This is a genomic window from Hydrocarboniclastica marina (assembly GCF_004851605.1).
In the GTDB taxonomy this organism is placed as follows: domain Bacteria; phylum Pseudomonadota; class Gammaproteobacteria; order Pseudomonadales; family Oleiphilaceae; genus Hydrocarboniclastica; species Hydrocarboniclastica marina.
The window spans coordinates 1,373,768-1,398,545 of the sequence record NZ_CP031093.1; the positions used below are offsets into that span (position 1 = coordinate 1,373,768).

Genomic DNA, 24,778 nt, shown 5'->3' on the forward strand with positions numbered 1-24,778 from the left:
GTCTCCATCAGGCGTTGCGCGACTGCAGCCATTGTAGCAGCGCGGCTGCATCGTCAACGATCAGATCGGCCTGCCACTCGGCCAGTTTCTCGGGCTCTTCGATATAGCCATACCGGGCCGCAACCGTGAACATACCTGCCTCCCGGCCGGCCTGGATATCCCGCAGGTGATCGCCCACGTAAATACCTTTGCGCGGGTCGACGCCGAGCCGATCGGCCGCAAGCAGCAGTGATTCCGGATGCGGTTTACGGTTGGTGACGTGGTCGGGACAGATGGTTACCGCACAACGATGGGCCAGCTCCAGCCCTTTGAGTAACGGCCCGGTGAAGCGCTCGGGCTTATTGGTGACGATACCCCACGGAATCGCGCGGGCTTCCAGCCAGGACAGTAGCGCGTCCATCCCCGGAAAGAGGCAACTGTCGACCGCCAGGTGCGCCTCATAGTGGTCCAGGAACTCGCCGTGAGTGCGCTCATAATCGGCATGTCCGGGTTCCAGCCCAAAGCCAAGCTTGACCATGGCACGGGCGCCGTTGGAGACGGACCGCCGGATCATGTCGGGAGGCAAACCCGGCAGGTTTTGCCTTTCACGCTGGGCGTTCAGGCAGGTGATGAAATCCGGCGCGGTGTCCAGCAGGGTGCCGTCCAGGTCAAAGAGAACCGTAGAAGGTGGACCGGGTTGTTCGTTTGATCTTTCTGTGGATCGGCTAACCATAATCGCTCTCAGGTCACTCGTCGCTATACTCACTTGCTCAACTGGGTTTGCGCGCCTGCATAAGGTAGTTCACATCGACGTCGCGCCCCAGACGGTACTGCTTGGTTAAGGGGTTATAGGTCATCCCGGTGAGATCGCCGACATCGAGCCCGGCCTTGCGAATCCACTCGGCCATTTCCGAGGGACGGATAAATTTGCGCCAGTGGTGGGTGCCCTTGGGCAGCATCTTTAGCAGGTACTCGGCGCCAACAATGGCAAAAAGGAAGGACTTGGGGTTGCGGTTGATAGTGGAGACGAACAACTGGCCGCCGGGTTTGAGCAGCCGGGCGCAGGCCGTCAACACAGAGATTGGCTGTGGCACATGTTCCAGCATTTCCAGACAGGTGACGACGTCATACTGGCCGGGCTGCGCATCGGCCAGTTCCTCAACCGTAATCTGCCGGTAGTCTACCTTGGCTCCCGACTCCAGACAGTGAAGCCGAGCGACCGATAGCGGCGCCTCACCCATGTCAATGCCGGTCACATGGGCGCCGCGGTTGGCCATACCTTCGCTAAGCAGGCCACCGCCACAACCGACATCGAGGGCTTTTTTGCCGGCCAGGGGGGCGCGCTGATCAATGTAGTTCAAGCGTAAGGGATTGATGTCGTGCAGTGGTTTGAACTCGCTGTTCGGGTCCCACCAACGGCTCGCCAGGGCCTCGAACTTGGCGATTTCCTGCGGGTCGACGTTGCTCCTGTTATCGGTTTGAGCGTTCATTCGACTTTTTCCTGTAGAGGTTTAACCGGGTGTTATTAACAGCTGGGCGAAGCTGGCAATGCGCACAGCAGGCGCAACGGCTTGCCGAGTTTCAGTCGGCTTTTGCGATCTGACGGCTCCAGCGACCCACGCGGTCACGGAGCCCGATCAGGTCGATGCGTAACAGCTCGCCGTCGCGCAGATGGATTTCGCCGTTGATCCAGCTATGGGAAACCTGGCGGGAATTCGTGCTGTACACCAGATGGGCGACCGGATCATAAACAGGTTGGATCAGAGGGTCGCTCATGTCTATCGCGATGAGGTCGGCGTACTTGCCTGTCTCGATTGACCCGAGCTCTGACTCTCTGCCCAGTGCCCGTGCGGCGTTGACGGTGGCCATTGCCAGCACCTGATGCGCGCTGACAGCAGCCGCATCGTTAGCCACAGCCTTGCCGACCAGCGCAGCGGTGCGCATCTCGCCAAGCAAATCATGGTCGTTATTGCTGGCTGCTCCGTCAGTGCCGAGGCACACATTGACCCCGGCCTGCTGGAGTCTATCGACGGGGCAGAACCCACTGGCCAGTTTGAGGTTGGACTCGGGGCAATGGATCACCTGGGTGCCGGTTTCAGCCAGCAGCTGGATATCATAATCATCCAGTTGCGTCATATGCACCGCCTGCAGCGCTGGCGAGAGCAGTCCCAGCTCAGCAAGGCGGCGCAGGGGACGCATGCCGGTTTTGCTCATGGCCTCCTCGATCTCATGCGCTGTCTCATGGAGGTGGATCTGAATGTTTGCACCCACTTGTTCAGCCAGCGTCGCCACCCGCAACAAAGGTTCATCCGATACGGTATAAGGCGCATGTGGGCCGAAAGCCACCTGTATGAACTCGCTGGCGCGGAAGCTCTCGCGAACGGCCAGCCCTTTTTGGATATACTCATCGGGCCCGCTGGCCCAGTTGGTGGGGAAGTCCAGAACGGGAATGCAGATCTGCGCGCGCATGCGGTGCTGCTGGGCCACTTCGGCGGTAACGTCGGGGAAGAAATACATATCACTGAAAAAGGTTGTGCCACAGCGGAGCATTTCGGCCATCGCGAGCAACGTACCATCAGCAGCAAACTTCTCATCAACGAAACGGCCTTCGGCCGGCCAGATATGATCGTTAAGCCAGGTCAGCAACGGCAGGTCATCCGCCAGACCTCGGAACAGCGACATCGCCGCGTGCCCATGCATGTTGATCAGCCCGGGTGAGAGCAGATGATCCCTGAGCTCGACATGTTCAGCGGGATTGTAGCGTTCCAGAGCCTGGACCGTTGGGCAAAGGTCTATGATTCGCCCGGCGTCCACGGCAACGCTATGATGATCCAGAACAACGCCCGCGGGAATAACCGGCACCACCCAGCGCGCCGATATGAGCAGGTCGACCGGCCGTAATGCATCTGTCATTAGCGTGCTCCGTTAGCGCGTGATGTCCTGTGGGCCAGGGGAAACTTTCCTGTGTCGGGACGATCTAGAGTGTCCCGAAGTATACCGGCTTGATCCGGGCCGGTCACTGGCATTGCGCCGACTTGTCGCAGCCCAGGGCCCGGCGGGATTACCGTCGATAAACAGTCTTCCTTATAATGCCAGCCTCGTCTTTTTGCCGTTTCTCCGGAGATTTCATGACGCATAAAAATTCCCCAGAAAAAGTTCACGCCCTGGTCTGGGAGGACGGCTGTCTGCGCATGCTTGACCAGCGTCTGCTCCCAGCGGAAGAGGTATGGCTGGAATGTACGGATGTTGAATCTGTGGTAGAGGGGATACGTGGCATGGCCGTGCGCGGAGCCCCCGCGATAGGCATCGCCGCAGCTTATGGCGTAGCGCTCGCCGCGCTTGAGGTTTCGCATGACCCTGACTGGCGGGATCAGATTGCTGCCCATGTTGAGCGCCTGGCCCAGTCTCGGCCCACCGCTGTCAACCTTTTCTGGGCGCTTGAGCGCATGCGTCAGAGCCTGGCCGGCTGCAATAGCCTGGGCATTGCCCGCTCGGTGCTGACAGCCGAGGCCGTTGCCATTCACCAGGAGGATGCGGAGGCCAATCAAGTGATGGGACGGCTGGCACGCGATCTGATGCTTGAGAACGCGAGCGGGCCCTTTGCCATTCTGACCCACTGCAATACGGGGGCTTTGGCGACCGGGGGCTATGGCACCGCGCTGGGGGCGATTCGTAGCGTCTGGGACGCAGGTTTTCTCAGCCGGGTCTATGCGGACGAAACACGGCCCTGGCTTCAGGGTGCGCGGCTGACGGCATGGGAGCTCCTGCGTGAAGGATTACCTGTTGTGCTTAATTGCGACGGCGCGGCCGCTCAGATACTGAGGGGCGGCGAGGTCAAATGGGTAATTGTCGGTGCCGACCGCATCACGGCTAATGGTGACGTTGCCAATAAAATCGGCACTTATGGGCTGGCAATTCTGGCCAGACATCATGGGGTTGGCGTCATGGTGGTTGCGCCTTCATCCACTGTGGATATGTCGCTGCCCACAGGCGCGTCCATTCCGATCGAGCAGCGCGACGGTTGCGAAGTGAAATCGATCCAGGGGAAAACGATTGCCCCTGCGGGTGTGGAGGCGTTCAACCCGGTTTTCGATGTGACGCCCGCCGGTCTTATTGATGTGATTGTCACTGAAAGAGGCGTAGTGCGTCGGCCCGATATGTCGGGCATGGCGAGACTTTTTAACGACCAGGCCAGCGGCTCAGTGCCCGGGCAGGCGAGTCAGTGAACAGGCAGGCGAATCAGTGAGCAGGCAAGTAAGACGGAACAGGGGCAGCGTCAGCCCCCGGTGCCCTTTTTGCCCCTGGCTTTACTGCTTCGGTTTGCGGTTGTTTTTTTCGTGCCTGCGTCGCCGTCCGCTTCGTCCTTCGGTGCGGAGGTTATGGCTTCCTGTTCGGCGACGAAATGCAGCGACATTTCGAATGCTGAACGGGTGAACTGGAGTACGTGGGCGAAACCCTCATCAGAGAGCTTGCGCGCCTCATCATGCCGGCGATAGATATTGATGAATTCACGCTCCCGCTCAAAGTGCAGGGGTAGACGGCCCAGTCCCCAGCCATCCATGACACGCCAAAGGTCGGGGTTGTAGGTGCGGGTGTACTTGAGAATAAAAGGCACGGGGTCATTGCGGGCCAACAGCGCCGCCAATCGGAGAATCAGCTCAAAGGAAAGGGTGGCCGTGCCATTTTCTGCGGCCTCGAGAACGCTCTTGTCTCGAAGGTCCAGTGCTTCAGCCATCTCATTGACCGTAAGCCCGGCGACTTCCCGCAGATCCCGAAGCCCTCGACCAGCTGCGAGCATGGCTTTCAACTGATCCTGGGATCCCATCAGTGCCCGGCCGACCTTGAGGGATGTGCCAGTGGTGCGCCGCGCAAGCCGAAACGCGAACCCCGTCAGGTCGCCTAGTCTTTCCAATAAGGTGACATCATCAGGCAGTTCCGGGTCATTTTCACCGGCCGCCTCATCCGCTGAGTCCGGCCGGGACTGCAACCGGTCGATTTTTTCCATGGAGTCGAGCGTGTGAAGTGAATCCTTGAGGAGTTCCTCCAGTGCCTGGGATTTCTCGTCGTCAGTTGCCATTAACACCCTTCCGGCAATTAAACTGCTTGCTCAGGTTGCAGCCAGGAACTCAGCGAAGTTCACCATCCAGCTATATCACTCAACTACGTCATCCAGCTATAACACTAAACTACGTCATCCAGGTACATCACCGTTTCCCCAGTACAGAGACGGCTTCATCCGGAGTGTTAATGGACGCAAAGTGCTTGCTGAGCTCCAGCAGGTCAGCCATGATCTCGCCCGCTTCCCGTGACACGAAATCTGGCTCGGCGCCACCATTGGGATTGGCCATACGCTCCTCCTGATGCTCCTCCCAGCCTTTGATATCTTCAAACGGTTCCTTGTTCTCAAGTTCCCTGCGGGTATTGATGACCCGCAGCTGCCTACGTTCCATATCGGTCTGGTACGACTTCCGGTCCGCCGAGTTCAAGCTGACGTAGTCACGGGCTCTCTGCTCCTTTCGCAGCGCGATTTCTTCGAGCAGCAACTGATAGAACGGGTTTTCGGCAATGCGTGTTTCGTGCCGTGTTTTCAGATCTTCCAGCACAGGCTGGAAGTCAAAGTAATTCTTGTGTTCGACAGCATCGATCTGATCCCAGGGCAGGGCGTAGTCCAGCGCATCCTCGCCAATTTCCTCTTTGTCTATGAGGCTGGGAACAACGATGTCGGGCAGCACTCCACGATGTTGGGTGCTGTCCCCCGAAACCCGGTAGAACTTTGACTGAGTGATTTTCAACTGGCCGTGATTGAGCGGCCGGATCGCCTGGACTGTGCCCTTTCCGAACGTTTGCGAGCCCATCACCAGGCCGCGATTGTAGTCCTGGATGGCACCGGCAAATATCTCTGAAGCCGATGCACTCATGCGGTTCACAAGCGATATCATTGGCCCATCCCAGACGACTTCGTTGTCTGGATCACCCATAACATCGATATCATTGTCCGGACTGCGTATCTGAACGGTCGGGCCCTGTTCGATAAAAAGCCCAACCAACGAGTTGGCTTCCTGTAAAGCGCCACCGCCGTTGTCCCTGAGGTCAATTACCAGTGCGTCCATACCGTCGTCCTTGAGTTCTTCAAGCAGTTTCTGGACGTCACGGGTCGTGCTTCGGTAATTGGGATCTCCCGCCTGCATAGCCTGAAAGTCGGCGTAGAACGTGGGGATGGTTATGACGCCAACCTTCCAGTCCTTGCCATTGCGCTCAAGCTCCAACATATGACTTTGGGCCGCCTGTTCCTCAAGCTTCACCTGATCGCGGGTGATGACGACCTCTTTGGCAACTGAGTCATCTGCGGCGCTGGATGGCAACACCTCCAGACGCACCTTAGAGTCTTTGGGGCCACGTATCAGGTCAACGACCTCATCAAGGCGCCAGCCGATGACGTTGGTCATCTCGCCTTCTTCTCCCTCGCCGACGCCGATGATGCGGTCTGCCGGACTTAACTGACCCTGGCTCGACGCCGGGCCGCCCGGAACCAAGCGGACCACTTTGGTGTATTCGTTGTCGCTCTGCAGAACTGCGCCGATGCCTTCAAGGGAGAGGGACATATTAATGTTGAAGTTTTCGGAAACCTGGGGAGAAAAATAGTTGGTGTGCGGATCCCAGACCCCGGTGAATGCGTTCATCCAGGTCTGGAACGCGTCTTCGCTGCGGCCCTGGTATGCACGGTTGAGCTGGCTTTTATAGCGCCGCATGAGGCTGTCGGCTATTTCTTCGTCGTCCTTGCCATTGAGCTTCATCCCAAGTACCTGGTTCATCAGGCGCTTGCGCCACAATGTATCCAAGGCATCGGCATCCTTGGCCCACGGCTGGTCCTCGCGGTTGACCTGCAGCGTATCCCGCGTTGAGAAGTCAAATTTGTCCAGGCCCTGCTCAAGCTGTGCAACCACGAACTCAAGCCGTTCTATCATGCGCTTCTGATAGCGGTTGTAGATCATGAACGCCGGATCAAGACGTCCGGTTTTAAGTGCATCGTCCATGCGGGTCCGCAAAGGCTCGAATTCGTCGATATCTGAACGGGTGAGATACAGCCGCTGACTGTCGAGGCTGTCGAGATAGGCCTCATAGATTCTGCCTGAGAGAACGTCGTCGATGTTCTGGTCACGGAAGTGCGTGAACTGCAGCTGCCGCGCGATCAGGATGCTCGCACGGGACTGCTCGACGGTTGGCTGGACCGGTGAAAACGTCGCTTCGCTGCTGGTCGTGGTGCCTGGGGTACTGCTGTTATTGGCGGTCAGGGGCGCTGGCCATATCACGCCGAAAAACAGGCCCAGCGCCAAAGCTGCGAAGAGCAGCGAAAAACGATGGGTAAATGCATTACTGGCTGTATTACGGGCTTTCATCATCTTAGGTTCCGGCAGCGGACAGGTTCGGCATCCGGTAGTCGTTTACGACGGATATGTATGTTTGCATTGTAGGCACGCGGAACAGGTACGGCTACCGCGCGGGGCCAAAGCGGGTGCATTTCGTATTACCATACCGCAAGGCCTGACGCTACGCTACGGTGGGCCAGAACGCTCAGCCTGAGGGAAGTCTCGGTTGGCCCGCCGCCCGCGCAGAGCCTGGCGCGCCATTCTCGAGGAATGGTTGCGCCGGCTTCGGGGGGTTGGACCGCTATGTTGCGGATAAGTTCGACGGGTGATGAGCCCGGGACCGTGGCCCCGGGATGATATCGGAAGCCCTGGATGCTATAGGAGGCTTTGGATGCTAACGGAACGATTCGTTGCGCTCGCTCATGTCCACTAACATCCTCGGTGGCGTGAAACGCTCACCAAAGCTTGCAGCCAACTGTTCTGCACGGGCAGCAAACTGGCGAATGTTGTACTGATTGATGAACTGCAGTGCACCTCCTGTCCAGGGGGCGAATCCGATACCGAAGATACTGCCGATGTTGGCATCGCGCACCTCCCGGATCACGTTCTCTTCCATACAGCGCACCGTCTCGATCGCCTGTATGAACAGAAACCGGTCCTTGAGCTCGTCCAGACTAGCGCTGGTTGCGCGCTCCGGATCGACAAAGTGCGATTCCAGGCCCTGCCAGAGCTGCTTCTTCCCCTTCGGGGGGTAATCATAGAACCCGGCGCCAGCGGCTTTACCTTTGCGCCCGTGCTCCGTAAGCATCGCATCGACAACCGCTTCTGCAGGATGGGACTTCCAGGTGTCGCCCGCGGATTCGACATCCCGACGGCTCTGATCACGGATGTGGCTGATCAAAGTCAGGCTGACCTCGTCACAGAGCGCCAGAGGACCGACCGGCATGCCAGCCAGAAGGGCTGCATTCTCAATAGACGCAGGGTGGACGCCTTCGCCCAGCATGGCCATGCCTTCATTTACGTAGGTGCCAAATACCCGTGACGTAAAGAAGCCGCGGCTGTCATTGACGACGATCGGCACTTTGTTGATTTGCTGTACGAAGTCAAAGGCCTGGGCCAGAGTTTCCTCTGAGGTGTGCTCACCCACAATAATTTCCACCAGCTGCATTTTGTCTACCGGTGAGAAAAAGTGCAGGCCGATGAAGCGCGCGGGCTGGGTTGAAGCTTCGGCTAGTTGTGTAATAGGTATAGTTGACGTATTTGACGCAAACAGCCCCCCATCGGCCAGCAAGGGTTCGGCCTCCCGGGTTACCCTGGCTTTGAGCCCGCTGTCCTCGAAAACTGCTTCGATGATCAGGTCGCAACCCTGGAGATCCGCAGCGTTTGCCGTTGGGGTGATGAGATCCAGAACAGCCTGTTTATCATCCCCGGACATACGCCCGCGGCTGACTTTCTTTGAAAGCAAAGTGTCACTGTAAGCTTTGCCTTTCTCGGCGTTCTCCGCTGAAACATCTTTCAGTACCACTGCGATGCCCCGGGCCGCACAGGAGTATGCGATGCCGGCACCCATCATGCCCGCGCCGAGAATACCGACCTTGCGGAAAGTCATCTTTGGAATACTCTGCGGTCGGCTGCCGCCGGCTTTGATCTCGTTGAGTCCGAACCAGAACGTCCCGATCATGTTTTTGGCAACGGCGCCTGTAACCAGCTGCGTAAAGTAACGGCTCTCAATGCGATCGGCAGTTGTGACATCAACCGCGGCGCCTTCGACAACGCTTGCAAGAATCGCCTCGGGTGCCGGGTAGCACCCCTGGGTTTTCTGTCGCAACATGGCCGGAGCGATAGCCAGAGTCTGGGCTACCTTGGGATTGGTAGGACCGCCTCCGGGGATCTTGAACCCACGCTGGTCCCAGGGTTGCTGACTTTTAGGGTTTTGTGCAATCCAGGCACGCGCCTGCGCGAGCATGTCGTCTGTGTCTGTGGCCAGCGCGTCGACCAGACCGGACTTATGCGCGGCTTTGGGCGGAACCTGCTTTCCTTCAAGCAGGAAAGGCAGGGCTTTTTCCAACCCCAGCAAGCGCGGCAATCTCACCGTTCCGCCGCCGCCCGGCAGGAGACCCAGCGTGACTTCCGGCAGGCCCAGACGGATGTTGTCGTCGTCCAGCACGATACGATGATGGCTCATCAGGCAGAGTTCATAACCGCCGCCCAATGCGCTGCCGTTGATGCCTGCTACCAAGGGCTTACCCAGCGTTTCAAGCTTGCGCATCTGGCTTTTTAGCGCCTGGACAGAGGTGAAGAATGCCTCAGCATCCTTGGGCTCAACCTGCATGATCTCGGTCAGGTCGCCGCCTGCAAAGAAGGTTTTTTTAGCGGAAGTGATAATAATGCCTTTGATGCGCTCGGCATCTGACACCGCCTGTTCGACGGCTCCGGTGAAGGCATCCCGAAACTCAGCATTCATCGTGTTGGCTGAGCGACCGGGCATGTCGATAGTCAGGGTCAGTATCTGTTCAGCGTCAATCTTGTAGTCAATGCCTGCAGTCATGGCGAATCTCCTGGTGTTCTTTGCTTACGGGCCCAGGGCAGGGCGCGCGATCATGGGTTTCTGAAAGGGACCAAGGACACTAGAGCCGCTCGATGATGGTGGCGATGCCCATGCCGCCGCCGACGCAGAGCGTCGCCAGACCGTAGCGCAAGTTGCGGCGTTCCAGCTCATCCAGCAAGGTGCCCAGGATCATGGCCCCCGTCGCGCCCAGTGGATGGCCCATTGCTATGGCACCACCGTTGACATTGATCTTGTCCCAGGGGATATCCATTTCGCGCTGGAACCGCATGACTACAGCCGCAAAGGCTTCGTTCACTTCGTACAGGTCAATCTGATCTGCTGTCATCCCGGCTTTTTCCAGCGCTTTGCGGCTGGCCGGGCCAGGGCCGGTCAGCATGATGGTGGGATCGGTGCCTGTGACGGCTGCTGAGACGATGCGGGCGCGGGGCGTCAGGCCCAGAGCCCGGCCTTTTTTCTCGCTACCGATAAGGATCGCCGTAGCGCCGTCGACGATGCCGGACGAATTGCCGGCGTGATGCACGTGATTGATCCTTTCAACCTGGTGATATTTGGTCCGGGCAACACCGTCAAAGCCCATTTCACCCATCATCTGAAATGAAGGTTTCAGCGAACTTAAGCTTTCTATGCTGGTGCCTGGCCGAACGTGCTCGTCGCGCGCGAGAATAACGAGACCGTTGGCGTCGGCTACGGGAATGATCGAGCGGTCAAAGTAACCGCTCTTCCATGCCTCCGCCGCTTTTCGTTGGGATTCCGCTGCAAAGCGATCAACGTCTTCCCGGCTGAAGCCTTCAATTGTAGCGATCAGGTCGGCGCCTATGCCCTGGGGCATAAAGCCAGTATGCAGGTTAGTAGCAGGATCCAGAGCCCAGGCGCCGCCATCAGAGCCCATAGGAATCCGTGACATGGATTCGACACCGCCGGCGACGACCATTTCCTCCCAGCCAGAACGGATCTTCATGGCGGCGAGGTTCACCGCCTCAAGGCCCGACGCACAAAAACGGTTCAGGGTCACCCCGGCCACGCTTTCTGACCAATCCGCGGCGAGCGCTGCCGTTTTCGCGATGTCCGCTCCCTGGTCGCCTATCGCGGTCACGCAACCCATAACGACATCATCTACGGCACTCGTGTCCAGATCCTGGCGTTCGCGCAGCGCGGTCAGAACAGTGGTCAGCAGCGTCACTGGTTTGACTTCATAAAGGGCACCGTCGGCCTTGCCGCGGCCGCGAGGCGTACGCACGGCGTCAAATATCAGGGCTTCTTCTGTCATGGTGTGCTCTCGATTTCGTTGCAAATTGGGTTGAATGGCGCAAGTTGTAGCGCCTGGTTTTCGGTATATGTTGTAAGGGGCCTGGCGATCCTGAGGCCGGGATGGCCTATTCCGGGGTTAACTACGGGGCTGGAAGGGTGCGCAAGTCGGCAGCATTCCGGCGAAGGCATTACCTTAGCCAGCATGGCAGGGGGGTGTAATGGCCAGAGTGGCCAAACCCATTGGCGAAAGCGCTCAATGAGCTTGGCGGCACTCGGCAGCGGGATCGCACAGGCGACTGTAAGCCGGACAGCGCCAGTCAATGCGCGGGTGGCCAGGCGGAACTGCCCGCCGGCCACAATCAGAACACGAGTGAAGTAAACGCATGTTCGATGCGCTCCTGCAAATGCGCAGGCGGCGTAGCTCCGGCATTTTTTTGCCACGAACCAATCAGGCGATCCACTTCTGTGCGGGTGTCGGGTATCCGGTCGCCCTGGCCCAGACCGGCTGCAAGGCGTTCCACCTGCAGGGTCATCCTCGCCTGCTGGTCTTCCTCAGGTGACTCCAGGCCGGCCAGTATCTCGGCGCGGACACAAATCTCGCGCAATGCTTCGGTATCTGGCTGGGCAGGCGCGTCCGAAGGGACTTGCCTGAGTTGCTGCAACCACATGCGCTTGATCTCGGCCGACTCCGCCTCCCTTGCGGCCTGCTGGAAACGGTCTTGAAGTTGTTCGAATCTGCGATCCAGAGCATCACGGTGTGTCGGTGGCAGTTCCAGTTTGCGATAGTCCTGCAAACGTTGACGAATAGCGCCGGCCCCGTTGGACAGTTCTGGACTTACAAGCGTTGTTTCAATGGCATCCAGAAGGGCTTGCGCGGCCTCTAGCTGCTCTGATGTCTGGGCTTGCTGCTCGGCGCGCTGGTCATCCCGTCGCGCAAACACCTTATCGCAGGCAGCGCGAAAAGATTGCCACAGCAGCCGGTCACGCTTCTGATCAGTAAGACCTACAGCCTCCCATTCTTTTTGCAGACCCTTAGCCTGGCTTATAGCGTCATTCAGGGGTTCAAGTTCAGACAGTGCACGGGCGCGCTCTACAATATCTGCTTTTACGCGTTCGTTGCGATCCCGCTCCTCGTTAAGCCGCCCATCGATCTCCTTGAGCAGAACGTCGAAGCGGCGCTGGATGTCGCGGTTACGGCGGAAATCGATCGGTTTGGCCTCGCGCCACTCTTCCCGCGCTTTGCGATGAATCTTTTCGACGCCACGCCAGTCGCAAGCCGACCAGTCTACCTGGGAGACGAACATGCTCAGTTCGTCACACAGCTGTTCTCGCTTATGAAGGTTGGCGGCTTTCAACTCGTTACGAATCTCGAAGTACTGCTGACAGGGCTCGAACGCAAGATCAGCGGCTTTCTTGAAGCGTTGCCACAACACTTGGTCTGATGAGCCCCCGAGTTCGCGCCACTCCTTTTGCAGCTCCTGAATCTTTGACGCCTTCAGCTCAGGGTCAAGGTGCTGGTCTGTCAGGTGCTCCATCTGCTCACAAAGCGACTCCTGCTTGGGACGAGTGGCAAAGCCCTGCCAGTCCTGCAACTCCTGGACCTGGCGTGCGAGGAGAGTGAGCCTGCCCTGGAACTGACGGCGACCAGCGCCCGGGACGCGATCGACACGCTGCTGCACCTCCTTGAGCAAGCGCCGGGAGGGCTTGAGTTCTTTTTTCTGGGTTGCGTCCTCAAGTTTGTCCAGCAGCCCGTCGATCTCTTTCGTTTCTGTCGAGCCGGTTATAGCGGCTTCTGCCGGCACTGTGCGCTTGAGGGTGAGAACCCGGGCAGCGTTGAGCACCTGAGGTTCCGTGTAGCCGACAGGCCAGGCAACTTCAGCTACAAGATTTACAAGGCTGTTAGCGTCGCCGTTGGCCGTAGCCTCTTCAAGCTGTCCGCGCCGCGCTTCAAAATTCTGGACCGCCTGCACATATTGTCGTAATGCCTGCATCAGATGTTCGTATTTCCGCTGTTCGCTCCGGTCCACTGGGCTATCACGGGTGGCTTCCAGCCATCGGTTCTCCTGGGTTTTCTGCATGGCATCCAGCGAGGATATTCCCGGGATCTGGTCCGGCGCCAGATTCTGCAGGTCGTCCAGGGTACGATCTAACAGAGCCAGGGTCTCTTGGCGTTCGTGGCTGCGTGCCGTCGCCTGGGCCGCTTTCTCAGCCTCTGCCAACAGCTCATTTAAGCGGACCTGGCACTGGGCCTGAGCGGCATGGAAGCGCTCCTGCTGATGGGGTGTCGCCGTTTCGGAGAGGGCCTTCCAGCGCTCGGTCAAACTTTCAAACCGCTGGCTATAAAACTGTGTTGATTCTGTTCGCGCATGTAGCGCGCACTCGTCAATTAGTTTTTCGGTCTGTGCATTAATGGCTTCAGCCCGAGCGTCTTGTTCACGTAAGGCCTGCAACTTATGGCGGGCGATCTGATAGACGCTTTTATCGCGCCCTTTCGAGGCTTTGGCGACGCGTTGCAGAGTCGACTCATCTTCAATTCTTTCGGCAGCCTCGCGACGTTCGTGAGCAGATTTGGACCTGAGCGCGAGTCGCTCAAGTTGTTCTGGGCCCTGGTCTTGTAGACTCGCGCCGCCGGTGTTCTCGTCAGTATCCCCGGCCAACTGGTCACAAATCCGCTTTAGGCGGGGATCAGCAAGTTTGCCTCGGGCCTGGCTCAAACGCCGAGCGCTACCTGGCTGTCGTGCTATCCAGTCGCTGATAATGTTCTGCACGCGAGGGGGCGACTCTACGTACCAGGGAACGATAAACTCAAGGGTACCCGTTTTCGTTAATGCCGCTATGACCTCGCGATCGCTTGTTTGAGGATCAGTAACGATCTTGAACAGCTTGTCCCGATCCCGCGGGTCTTTAGGGTCAAGCTGCTCGATATCGCGGGGTTGTGGCTCGGGATTGCGCTTTGGCGACTTCTGCTTGAACAGCCTTTTGAAAAACGATGACATGATGTATTCCTTGGCATATTGGCGCCCACAAATCGAGCTGACTGGAACAATCGTCCAGTCTTGCCCAATCTACGGAGAAAGCGATGGGTGAGAGGAGAAGCTCCATCGAGTCGGTTAAGAAAAGGCGTTACCTATAGCATTTAACGTAGAGTTTTTCATTTCAAATCCGCGGGCTGGTTCAGGCTCCACCCGAGGTTACACCATTAATGTAGTTATAGAGGCACACTTGCAACCTGATAGCGGAAATGGCACCCAACAGAATAAAGCGTTAGCGCAGGCTGTAAAACTGCTTGCCCGCAGGGAACACAGCCGCATGGAATTAGCGCTTAAGTTGCGCAAGCGTGGCTACACAGAACAGGAGGTGGGTGCCGCGCTGGACGAGTGTCAGGCCCAGCGTTGGCTTGATGAAAGCCGTTTTGCCGAGATCTACTCGCGTCAGCGCATGGAGGGGCTGTATGGCCCTGTTCGCATCATGGCTGAGTTACAGCAGCGCGGCGTTGAAATCGAGCCAGAGACATTGTCCGCAACACCTGATCATGAGTGGCGCCGGCGGGCGACCCGGGCAAGGGAGCGGAAGTTTGGACTAGGCGACCGTCTGCCTTGGGCCGAGCGTGGCAAGCAGGGGCGTTTTCTGTCTCAGAGAGGGTACACAATGGGCCAGATTGAGTTTGCGCTGGACCAGGTGCGCCTACCCGACTGAAACCGCGGTCACAGCGCCGCCGGCATCAGCGGCAGAACCGGCGAACTGTCCAGATCGGCAACGTCGGTCTCGCCGGCAGGCAGTTCGAGGGTCTGCTCGAGGCTTTCTTCCTCTTCCTCGGCGACCATCTGGGCGCTCGGATCCGCGGGCTCCATCCAGGCCAGGACGTCGAAGTAGCGGCGGATATTCTGTACGTAGACGACGGGCTCATACCCGCGCGCATATCCGTGCTTCGTTTTGGAGTACCATTCCTTGTGCGCAAGCAGAGGCAGGTACTCTTTCACATCCAACCACCGGTCAGGATTCTTGCCATCAGTTTCGGCGAGAATGCGGGCGTCCTCAAGGTGACCAAAGCCCACGTTGTATGAGGCAAGCGCGAACCAGGTACGGTCCGGCTCCTTGATGTTTTCGGGAATCATGCCCAAGACCCGTTTAAAGTACCTGGCGCCGCCCATAATGCTCTGCCTGGGGTCGAGACGATCACTGACGCCAATATATTCGGCCGTGTTCTGTGTCAGCATCATCAGCCCCCGTACGCCAGTTGGAGAGACCGCGTTAGGGCGCCAGTGGCTTTCCTGGTAGCCGATCGCTGCAAGTAGTCGCCAGTCAACGTCATAGGTCTCGGCCGCTTCCAGGAACAGGGCCTGATAGGTTGGCAAGCGTCGCCGTAAATGATGGACAAACGTTCTTGCACCAACATAATTGAGCCGATCAAGATGCCCGTAATGGCGTTCCAGGATCTGTGCGAGCGTTCCGTTCTGGCGAATGTCGCGGAAGAACGAACGGGCTTCGTTCAGCAGCGAGTCGTCGGCCCCGGCTGGAAAGGCCCAGGCAAAGTCAACTTTTGCGGCCAGAGGGAAGCCCTTCAGCACATCGGGAAAAAAGACGTGGTTCATGGCCAGTTCGTTGGAATCCAGTACCGCGGCGTCAAACTCGCCTTCGTTGACAGCGGCCAGAAGGCCCAGGGAATCGATGTCGGCCCTGGCGGTCCAGGATATCCCGGGGTGCAGCTTGGCAAGCCTGACAAGCCTCTGCTCATGGGAACTGTTGGCAAGAACGACCAGCTTGAGCCCTTCGAGGTCGGCGGGCTCAAGGGGGCGGTCGACCCCGCGACGGAAAATCACCAGCGGCCGTGCCTGCATGTAGGGAGGGGAAAAGCGGAAGCGCTGACGACGGCTTTCGGTCACGGACAGGCCGGCCGCAGCAAAGTGCGTGTAGTCCTGGTCAAGAATGCTGAATATTTCGCCCAGGTTATCGGCAACCTGTAGTCGCAACTCAACCCCGAGATGATCAGCGAACCGCTTTGCCAGCTCGTACTCAACCCCACCCGGGCCGTCCTGGTCCTGGTAGTAGATAGCGGGGGCGTCTCGCGTTATGACATGCAGCACCTGCTCCTGCTGAATGCGCTCCAGCACAGTCGGGCGGGAACACCCACTCACTAACAGACATAGCAGGACTAACGTCAGGTATGGCCCTTTCAGGCCGCGCCAATGGCATGTCTTTACAGCCGGGAATGCTCCGGAACGAGAGCTTTGGTCATGCATCCAGTCAGTCTCCACTGCAGGCCGCCGGAATCGGACGACTCATAAACCAACTTCAGAGCCGCAGATGCCGGGCTACTCCATCGCCAGGACTTTGGGCACGATCCATTGCCACCGCTGGGAAAAATAGTCGGGGTGACTTAGTGCCTGAGGATGAATCATCGCCGAGATGCTATTTTTCAGTCAATCTATTGTTCTTCGGATTGTGAAAAACGTTGTCAATTAGCAGCTGGGGCATTGTCGCTTATTGGCTGTATCCCGACAGCGATATCCAGTATCATACCGGCCTCATTTCCGCTCCGGATTCCTCTTTTCTCCCCAATACAGCGTGAGGCAAGCTCAAACATGCTGGAACTGCGTGGCGCTCCTGCTCTTTCTGTTTTCCGTGTTCGTAAGTTGCTTGAAGGTATCCAGGCCGAAGAGCCAGGTGTTCAGTCGATTTACGCCGAGTTTATGCACTTTGTCGATATTACGGGGGATTTGGCGGAGCAGCAGGTAGACGTCCTGAATCGACTTCTGACCTATGGCCCCCGAACTGATGTCGAGCCCGCCGACGGGGTACTTTTCCTGGTCGTGCCACGGCCAGGAACCATATCGCCATGGTCCAGCAAAGCCACTGACATTGCCCACAATTGTGGTTTACGCCAGGTCCGTCGTATTGAGCGCGGGGTGGCTTATTACGTTCGCACCCAGCAGAAACTGACACTTCAGCAGCGGGAGCTGCTTGCGGCACGACTTCATGACCGCATGACCGAGCGTGTCTTTCATGAAATGGCGGGTGCCGAGTTGCTGTTCAGTCAGCACGAGCCCAAGCCCTTGTCCACCATTGCTATTATTGAGGACGGGCGCGCCGCTCTGGAAGCTGCCAATGTGACGCTCGGTCTGGCGCTGGCCGAGGACGAAATCGACTACCTTGTAGAGGCGTTTACCCGCCTGGAGCGTAACCCGAGCGACGTCGAGCTGATGATGTTCGCCCAGGCAAATTCTGAGCATTGCCGGCACAAGATTTTCAATGCGTCCTGGGATATTGATGGAGAAGCGCAGACCAAGTCCCTGTTCGCGATGATCCGAAACACCCACGAGATGCACAGTGAAGGCGTGTTATCGGCGTATAAAGATAACGCCTCGGTGATAGCGGGTCACAAAGGCGGCCGCTTTTACCCTGAAGCCGGGAGCGGTGAATATCGCTTCAACGAAGAAGACATCCACATTCTGATGAAAGTGGAGACCCATAATCACCCAACGGCGATTTCTCCCCATTCGGGCGCGGCCACTGGATCGGGTGGAGAGATCAGGGATGAGGGGGCGACAGGTCGTGGTTCGAAGCCCAAGGCGGGGCTGACCGGATTCAGTGTCTCCAATCTGCGGATACCCGACTTCGTTCAGCCCTGGGAGACCGACTTCGGCAAGCCAGACAGGATCGCGTCGCCTCTTCAGATCATGCTGGAGGGCCCTATTGGCGGCGCGTCATTTAACAATGAGTTCGGTCGGCCAAACCTGTGTGGTTACTTTAGAACCTTCGAGCAGCAGGTTGCGTCACCGGCAGGGTATGAAGTGCGGGGCTATCACAAGCCGATCATGCTGGCCGGTGGGTTGGGCAATATACGTGCGGATCACGTAGAAAAAGGGGAAATACCCGTCGGAGCCAAGCTGATTGTGCTGGGTGGGCCAGCCATGCTGATAGGGCTTGGCGGTGGCGCTGCGTCGTCCATGGACTCGGGCTCCAGTCATGAGGATCTGGATTTCGCCTCGGTGCAGCGCGAAAATCCGGAGATGGAAAGGCGCTGCCAGGAAGTCATAGACCGTTGCTGGCAGATGGGTTCCAATAACCCCATCGCCTTCATTCATGACGTAGGCGCAGGCGGTCTGTCCAACGCCATGCCTGAACTGGTGAAAGACGGCGGTCGCGGCGGCCGCTTTGAATTGCGTGACATACCCAACGATGAGCCCGGAATGTCACCGGTCGAAATCTGGTGCAATGAGTCTCAGGAGCGCTACGTTCTCGCAGTTGCGCCGGAGAACCTGGATCGCTTTGACGCTATTTGCCGCCGTGAACGCTGCCCCTTCGCGGTAGTGGGCGAAGCAACCGAGGAGATGCATCTGAACCTGGCGGACGCCTATTTCGGCAACGCACCGGTTGATCTGCCGATGAATGTCCTGTTCGGCAAGCCCCCACGCATGCACCGCAGTGTCGAGAGCTCAAGCTTCACCAAACGGGTCTTTCACTCGGGACAGATCGATGTGAACGAAGCGGCTGAGCGAATTCTCAGGCTGCCCTCTGTTGCCAGTAAGAGCTTCCTGATCACCATCGGCGACCGCACGATCACCGGGCTTGTGGCCCGGGACCAGATGGTGGGACCGTGGCAGGTCCCCGTTTCGGATGTGGCCGTCACGTCAGCCTCATATCATGGCTATTATGGCGAAGCCATGGCCATGGGCGAGCGCACGCCTGTTGCCTGCGTTGATGCGCCAGCGTCTGGCCGGATGGCTGTGGGCGAGGCAATAACCAACATAGCCGCGGCTTCAATTGCAGAAATATCGGACATACGGCTGTCTGCGAACTGGATGGCCGCTGCCGGGCACCCCGGCGAAGACGAAAACCTCTACGAGACTGTACGGGCAGTCGGAATGGAAATGTGTCCGGCGTTAGGCATAGCCATCCCGGTCGGCAAAGATTCCATGTCTATGAAGACCGTGTGGGAGGAGAGCGGCGAGCAGCGCAGCGTGACGGCACCGCTCTCGCTTGTTATCAGTGCATTTGCGCCCGTCGAGGATATCCGTCGCACGCTAACCCCGCAGCTCCGGACAGATGCCGGCGAAACTGATCTGATACTTATCGATCTGGCAGCGGGCCAGAACCGGCTTGGCGGCTCTGCATTGGCGCAGGTTTACCAGGAAGTCGGCGCGATCGCGCCGGATGTCGAAGACCCCGAAGATCTTAAGGCATTCTTCGCTGTCATACAGGGCCTGAACGCCGATAACCGGATCCTGGCATATCATGACCGCTCTGATGGGGGCATGTTCGTCACTCTGGTAGAAATGGCCTTTTCCGGCAGGACGGGCGTCGATATCAAGCTCGACGTGCTGGCCGATGATGGAACCCAATTGCCCCGTGAATTGTTTAACGAGGAGCTCGGTGCTGTCATTCAGGTTCGTCAGGGCGATACCCCCGATGTTCTGCACCAGTTCAACGTTGCCGGACTCGGTGAATGTGTATCGGTGATCGGCAGGCCGGCAGAAGACGATCGGATACGGTTCCGGTTCGGCGGAGACCCCATCATTGATCAGCCCCGGCAGTATTTTCAGCGTATATGGGCTGAGACCAGTTACCGACTTCAGTCTCTACGGGACAACGAAGCTTGCGCGCAGTCTGAATTTGACCTGCTACTTGACGACGGGGACCCGGGCCTGCACGCAAAGCTCTCGTTTGATCCGGCTGATGATGTCGCGGCGCCGTTCATCAGTAAGAAGAGCCGGCCCAGAATCGCGATTCTGCGGGAGCAGGGCGTTAATGGTCAGGTTGAGATGGCAGCTGGTTTTGACCGCGCCGGCTTTTCCAGCGTCGACGTCCACATGAGCGATCTTCTATCAGGGCGGGTAAGTCTGGATTCTTTCCAGGCGCTGGTCGCCTGTGGAGGGTTCTCATACGGAGATGTTCTCGGTGCAGGGGAGGGGTGGGCCAAGTCGATCCTCTTTAACAGCCGCGCCCGCGACCAGTTCAAGGCCTTCTTCGACCGGAACGATACACTGTCTCTTGGGGTATGTAACGGCTGCCAGATGCTCTCCAACCTCAGGGAGCTGATCGCCGGCACAGAGCACTGGCCGCGGTTCGTCAGAAATGAATCCGAGCAGTTTGAGGCGCGGCTCGTTATGGTCGAGGTGACGGGCTCCAAGTCGGCCTTTTTCGCCGGAATGGAAGGCTCACGAATGCCGATAGCGGTGGCGCATGGGGAGGGCCGAGCAGAGTTCCGGAATGGCGATGCCCTGGCCAAGCTCAAGGCGCAGAGCCAACTGGCACTTCGTTACGTGGATCACTACGGCCAGGCTACCGAGGCCTACCCGCGTAATCCTAATGGCTCACCTGAAGGCGTCGCAGGGCTGTGTTCGGATGATGGCAGGGTAACCATTCTGATGCCGCATCCTGAGCGGGTATTTCGCACGGTGCAGCACTCATGGCATCCGGGGGAGTGGGCAGAGGACGGTCCCTGGCTGCGGCTGTTCCGCAATGCGCGCAAGTGGCTGGGCTAGATTCATCAGCGTAGAAAAAACCGGATCCGCCTTTGGCTGATCCGGTTTTTTTATGGGCAATAGGCCGGGCGCTAAAATGCTTCGCTTGCGGACGGGTCGCGGTTGAAAAGCTTTATATTTTGCTGAATCAGAGTCTTGACAATAGTATTTTATGCACAGTATGAAAGTGAGGTTGCGGGGCGCTATCTCGATATCTGCCTCGACATCTGTCGCGTTACGCCAAAACATGTTGATTTTAATAACTTGCTGAAAAATAAAAGGTTAAATGGTGAGGTGAAAAACTCACCAATTTAAGGAAAGCGCTGCAACGGCGCGGCTTCAGCGACTCTCTCAAGATAATATCCCCATAGTTATCCACAGAATTTGTGGGTAACCCGAAGCAGCGACCAACTCACTGAAAGTGCAGAGCCAATATTTGGTGAGTCTGGGTGCCCGGACTGGTGGAAAGAGCGGGAAGCGGGTAACGTAAAACGATGCTTTTGAGGTGATTTCAAACCGAAAGCTTCAGGAGAATACGAAGGCCATTTTTTGGATCGCTCAGTGCGGAGGTTGAAGTGTACAAGCTTAGTTTTTTTGTACCTGAGTCCCATGTTGAGGCAACTAAAAAAGCTGTTTTCGAATCGGGCGCGGGTAAAATGGGTGACTATGACAGCTGCGCCTGGCAAACGCGCGGGCAGGGGCAATTCCGCCCGCTTCCAGGCAGCTCACCGCACATTGGTCAGCATGGCCACGTTGAGTATGTGGCTGAATACAAGGTTGAGATGGTTTGTAGCGAGGAGACTATCCAGGCCGCTATTGCAGCGTTGAAGCTGGCGCATCCTTATGAGGAGCCTGCTTACGAAGTTTATCGGCTCGAGCCACTATGAGTCGATCTGGCAGTTAAATCTGGCTGCAGGATCAGGTTTTCAGTGGACGCCGAATATCGGATACGTGCAGGGGGTAATCAGCCTGTTTACGGTCTTCGAAATACAGCTCAAGCGTGCGTTTTACCGTGGGGAATGAGATTTCATCCCAGGGTATGTCTGCCTCCGTAAAGAGCCTTGTTTCCAGTGACTCTGGTCCCGCTCCAAATGTCCCGTCTACCAAGACCGCGCGGAAAAAAAGGTGTACCTGATCGATGTGTGGAACGCTGATCATGGTGTAGAGGCCCTGTACGCTCACTCTCGCCATGGCTTCTTCCCAGGTCTCCCGGATTGCGGCTTCGGTCGTCGATTCAGCGTTTTCCATGAAGCCTGCTGGCAATGTCCAGTACCCGTAACGAGGTTCAATCGCTCTACGGCAGAGCAACACCTGGTTCTTCCATACTGGTATTGTGCCTGCGACAATTCGGGGGTTGGTGTAATGGATGACCTCGCAGACGGTACAAATGTCCCGTGTCCGGTTATCGCCTTGAGGAACTCGCTGCTCAACAGGGTTTCCGCATTCTCCGCAATATTTCATCCATACCTCCAGAATCGGCCGCCCAGAATATAACAGCCGAGGCGGACGAGCCAGTCGGACCCTACCTCAAGCTGTGGTATTGTTGGGGTGCATGCGCCTCCGCTAACTGAACACGCTAACTGAACAAGTGAAAGGACCTTTCTGTTGATAACCACCATGCGCGAAAAGCTCGGTGCCTACACGCCAAGAAAGCTCTCTTTCAATTATCCGGAAGCGGGCGTGCTCGTGCCCGTGACTGACTCGGCCAGCGATCCCGAAATCATTCTCACCCAGCGTGCCGCCCATATGAATACGCACCGGGGCCAGGTCGCTTTTCCAGGCGGCAGGCGAGAGCAGCACGACGATGATCTTGTCGCGACCGCTCTTAGGGAAAGTCATGAGGAAATCGGCCTGAACCCTGAGTGCGTTGAGGTGGTGGCGCCGCTGAGTCAGGTAATATCGCGCTACGGTATTCTGGTCAGTCCCTTTGTGGGCATCATTTCTGGGCAAGAGACGCTTTCGCCTAATCCGGCGGAGATTGACAGTATCTTTCGGGTGCCAGTTTCATTTTTTCTGGAAGACAGGCGTCTGCGAACCGATGAGATCCGATTTCGAAATGTGCGCATGTACGTTCCCTGCTGGGAGTGGTCGGGCTACCAGATCTGGGGAATGTCCGCGATCGTGCTGGCGGATTTCCTCAACGTCGCGTTCGACGCCGGTATTGACCTGACCCGGGCTATAGCCAAGGAGAAAACATGATCTACAAGCTTCAGCAGCGCTCAGTGAATTTCAATGGTGATGGGCAATTTGTTGCCCCTAACGCAACCGTTATTGGATCCGTATGCCTGGAAGCGCGAAGCAGTATCTGGTTCAACGTGGTTATACGGGGCGATAACGACCTCATAACCATCGGGGCTGACTCAAACGTTCAGGATGGCGCTGTGCTCCATACTGATGCAGGTGTGAAACTGACGCTGGGTAAAGGCGTGACTGTTGGACATAAGGCCATGCTCCACGGGTGCCAGATTGGTGATTTCACGTTAGTCGGGATCAATGCTGTAGTTCTGAACGGCGCGAAAATTGGCAAGCACTGCCTGATAGGGGCCAATACATTGATACCCGAGAGAATGGAAATTCCGGATGGCTCGATGGTGGTGGGTTCACCCGGAAAAATTAAAAAGAGTCTGACACCCCAGCAGATGCAGATGCTGGAGTTGAGTGCGGCTCATTATGTCGAGAACGCCAAGCGTTATCGGGAGCATCTGGAGGAGCAATTCTCCGAGGGTGACAAATGAGCTCAGGTGAAGGTCCGGCGTCCCCTTGCGTCAGCGTTTGTGCTCTGGATGAGAATGATCTGTGTATTGGCTGTCTTCGCACGGGCGATGAGATCTCCAGGTGGGGTGGCATGACGGTCGGTGAAAAAAAGCGGGTGATGGATAATGTAGCCCGGCGAGAAGGGGCTTCTGCTCTTTGCATCAATGCAGGAAAACAATAGTTATGTTGAAGATCGGTACGCCCGGCTGTGAAAACAGGCTCAAGGTATTGCTGTGCGGCGCTGGGGAGCTGGGCAAAGAGGTAGCCATTGAACTGCATCGGCTTGGTGTTGAAGTGGTAGCAATCGACCGGTATGAGAACGCGCCAGCGATGCAGGTCGCCCATCGTTCCTGCGTGGTTGATATGCTCGACCCAATGGCCTTGCGGGCGATAGTAGAATCGGAGCGTCCCGATCTTATCGTGCCGGAAGTCGAAGCAATTGCGACCGGTGAGCTCATCAAGCTCGAGCGGGAAGGCTACCGCGTTGTCCCATCCGCGCGCGCGGTCGATCTGACCATGAACAGGGAAGGTATTCGGCGGCTGGCAGCTGAGGAGCTGGAGTTGAAAACATCACCCTACAGGTTTGCGAGCAATGAATCTGAATTTCGGACAGCCATTGCGGAAATTGGCTACCCCTGCGTGGTCAAGCCAGTGATGAGTTCGTCGGGTAAGGGCCAGTCGCTGGTCCGCTCAGAAACAGAGGTTGAGGCTGCCTGGGATTACGCCCAGAAAGGGGGGCGCGCAGGAAAAGGCAGGGTTATTGTAGAAGGGTGGGTCAGGTTCGACTACGAGATCACTTTGCTCACTGTGCAGCATGCGGACGGAGTCAGTTTTTGCCTGCCGATAGGGCATCGCCAGGAAGATGGCGACTACCGGGAGTCGTGGCAACCCCACCCTATGTCGGAGCTGGCGCTGGAACGCGCACAGGAAATCGCTTCAGAAGTTACCCGGGCGCTCGGCGGTTGGGGCGTGTTTGGTGTGGAGCTTTTCGTTAGCGGCGATGAGGTGATTTTCAGCGAAGTGTCTCCGCGGCCGCACGATACGGGTCTGGTAACGCTCTGCTCCCAGGACCTTTCCGAGTTTGCGCTGCATGTACGCGCGATTCTGGGGCTGCCCGTTCCTGTAATCCGTCAGCACGGGCCCAGCGCCTCTGCGGTGATATTGCCTAGCGGGAGTTCAACCAGCCCCGCCTATGAAGGGCTTGAGCTAGCCCTTGCAGAACCCGACACCGAGCTGAGGTTGTTCGCCAAACCTGAAGTGGCTGGGCGTCGCCGTATGGGCGTGGCATTGGCACGTGCTTCCACCCTGGAGGAGGCAAAGGTCCGGGCATCTCGGGCGGCAGCTGCAATTCGAGTCGAGTTGAAGTAATTCTTTTTTTGCAGACCTATTGACCTCGG

General features: G+C 57.6%; 18 protein-coding genes. 8 read left to right on the forward strand and 10 right to left on the reverse strand.

What is annotated here, in order from left to right; genetic code table 11:
- Nucleotides 1-7: 7 nt before the first annotated feature.
- The 3 genes from soil367_RS06105 to soil367_RS06115 form a co-directional block, all read right to left on the reverse strand.
- Nucleotides 8-712, reverse strand: a complete 705-nt coding sequence (locus tag soil367_RS06105; RefSeq protein WP_136547924.1) for an HAD family hydrolase — start codon at nt 710-712, stop codon at nt 8-10.
- Between the two features lie 37 nt (nt 713-749).
- Nucleotides 750-1,469, reverse strand: a complete 720-nt coding sequence (gene ubiG, locus soil367_RS06110) for a bifunctional 2-polyprenyl-6-hydroxyphenol methylase/3-demethylubiquinol 3-O-methyltransferase UbiG (protein WP_136547927.1) — start codon at nt 1,467-1,469, stop codon at nt 750-752.
- 91 nt (nt 1,470-1,560) lie between these two features.
- Nucleotides 1,561-2,892: a TRZ/ATZ family hydrolase gene (locus tag soil367_RS06115; protein ID WP_136547929.1), complete on the reverse strand. Its 1,332-nt coding sequence runs from the start codon at nt 2,890-2,892 to the stop codon at nt 1,561-1,563.
- A 215-nt stretch (nt 2,893-3,107) separates the two neighbouring features.
- On the opposite strand from soil367_RS06115, the gene mtnA reads away from it, so the two are divergent.
- Nucleotides 3,108-4,205, forward strand: a complete 1,098-nt coding sequence (mtnA, locus tag soil367_RS06120; protein ID WP_136547931.1) for an S-methyl-5-thioribose-1-phosphate isomerase — start codon at nt 3,108-3,110, stop codon at nt 4,203-4,205.
- Between the two features lie 50 nt (nt 4,206-4,255).
- Here mtnA and soil367_RS06125 read toward each other — a convergent pair whose 3' ends face one another.
- From soil367_RS06125 to soil367_RS06145, 5 genes are all read right to left on the reverse strand, one after another.
- Nucleotides 4,256-5,056, reverse strand: a complete 801-nt coding sequence (locus tag soil367_RS06125; RefSeq protein ID WP_136547932.1) for a helix-turn-helix domain-containing protein — start codon at nt 5,054-5,056, stop codon at nt 4,256-4,258.
- A gap of 127 nt (nt 5,057-5,183) precedes the next feature.
- A complete protein-coding gene (locus soil367_RS06130; protein WP_246065557.1) occupies nt 5,184-7,379 on the reverse strand; it encodes a carboxy terminal-processing peptidase in 2,196 nt (731 codons plus the stop codon).
- 361 nt (nt 7,380-7,740) lie between these two features.
- A complete protein-coding gene (locus tag soil367_RS06135; protein WP_136547934.1) occupies nt 7,741-9,894 on the reverse strand; it encodes a 3-hydroxyacyl-CoA dehydrogenase NAD-binding domain-containing protein in 2,154 nt (717 codons plus the stop codon).
- Between the two features lie 79 nt (nt 9,895-9,973).
- Nucleotides 9,974-11,182: an acetyl-CoA C-acetyltransferase gene (locus tag soil367_RS06140; RefSeq protein ID WP_136547936.1), complete on the reverse strand. Its 1,209-nt coding sequence runs from the start codon at nt 11,180-11,182 to the stop codon at nt 9,974-9,976.
- A 340-nt stretch (nt 11,183-11,522) separates the two neighbouring features.
- Nucleotides 11,523-14,159: a DUF349 domain-containing protein gene (locus soil367_RS06145; protein WP_136547938.1), complete on the reverse strand. Its 2,637-nt coding sequence runs from the start codon at nt 14,157-14,159 to the stop codon at nt 11,523-11,525.
- Nucleotides 14,160-14,385: 226 nt separating this feature from the next.
- Here soil367_RS06145 and soil367_RS06150 point away from each other — a divergent pair, with 226 nt between their 5' ends.
- Nucleotides 14,386-14,859 carry a regulatory protein RecX gene (locus tag soil367_RS06150; RefSeq protein ID WP_425459965.1) on the forward strand — a complete coding sequence of 158 codons (474 nt, stop codon included), beginning with the start codon at nt 14,386-14,388 and terminating at the stop codon, nt 14,857-14,859.
- Nucleotides 14,860-14,867: 8 nt separating this feature from the next.
- Here soil367_RS06150 and mltF read toward each other — a convergent pair whose 3' ends face one another.
- Nucleotides 14,868-16,403: a membrane-bound lytic murein transglycosylase MltF gene (mltF, locus tag soil367_RS06155; RefSeq protein ID WP_136547941.1), complete on the reverse strand. Its 1,536-nt coding sequence runs from the start codon at nt 16,401-16,403 to the stop codon at nt 14,868-14,870.
- 342 nt (nt 16,404-16,745) lie between these two features.
- On the opposite strand from mltF, the gene purL reads away from it, so the two are divergent.
- The gene (gene purL, locus soil367_RS06160; RefSeq protein ID WP_136547943.1) at nt 16,746-20,648 is read left to right on the forward strand and encodes a phosphoribosylformylglycinamidine synthase; all 3,903 of its coding nucleotides are present in this window, start codon (nt 16,746-16,748) and stop codon (nt 20,646-20,648) included.
- Nucleotides 20,649-21,202: 554 nt separating this feature from the next.
- The gene (locus tag soil367_RS06165; RefSeq protein ID WP_136547945.1) at nt 21,203-21,514 is read left to right on the forward strand and encodes a YqfO family protein; all 312 of its coding nucleotides are present in this window, start codon (nt 21,203-21,205) and stop codon (nt 21,512-21,514) included.
- A 31-nt stretch (nt 21,515-21,545) separates the two neighbouring features.
- Here the strand turns inward: soil367_RS06165 and soil367_RS06170 are convergent, their stop codons facing one another.
- Complete coding sequence (locus tag soil367_RS06170; RefSeq protein WP_136547947.1) at nt 21,546-22,088, reverse strand: NUDIX hydrolase; 543 nt, start codon at nt 22,086-22,088, stop codon at nt 21,546-21,548.
- Between the two features lie 144 nt (nt 22,089-22,232).
- On the opposite strand from soil367_RS06170, the gene soil367_RS06175 reads away from it, so the two are divergent.
- From soil367_RS06175 to purT, 4 genes are read left to right on the forward strand one after another with little or no spacing between them, the layout of a single operon-like run.
- Nucleotides 22,233-22,826: an NUDIX hydrolase gene (locus tag soil367_RS06175; protein WP_136547949.1), complete on the forward strand. Its 594-nt coding sequence runs from the start codon at nt 22,233-22,235 to the stop codon at nt 22,824-22,826.
- Complete coding sequence (locus tag soil367_RS06180) at nt 22,823-23,362, forward strand: gamma carbonic anhydrase family protein (RefSeq protein WP_136547951.1); 540 nt, start codon at nt 22,823-22,825, stop codon at nt 23,360-23,362. The genes soil367_RS06175 and soil367_RS06180 overlap by 4 nt, the downstream gene beginning before the upstream one ends.
- The gene (locus tag soil367_RS06185; RefSeq protein ID WP_136547953.1) at nt 23,359-23,562 is read left to right on the forward strand and encodes a DUF1289 domain-containing protein; all 204 of its coding nucleotides are present in this window, start codon (nt 23,359-23,361) and stop codon (nt 23,560-23,562) included. The genes soil367_RS06180 and soil367_RS06185 overlap by 4 nt, the downstream gene beginning before the upstream one ends.
- A 2-nt stretch (nt 23,563-23,564) precedes the next feature.
- Nucleotides 23,565-24,749: a formate-dependent phosphoribosylglycinamide formyltransferase gene (gene purT / locus soil367_RS06190; RefSeq protein ID WP_136547955.1), complete on the forward strand. Its 1,185-nt coding sequence runs from the start codon at nt 23,565-23,567 to the stop codon at nt 24,747-24,749.
- The last annotated feature ends 29 nt before the right edge of the window (nt 24,750-24,778 follow it).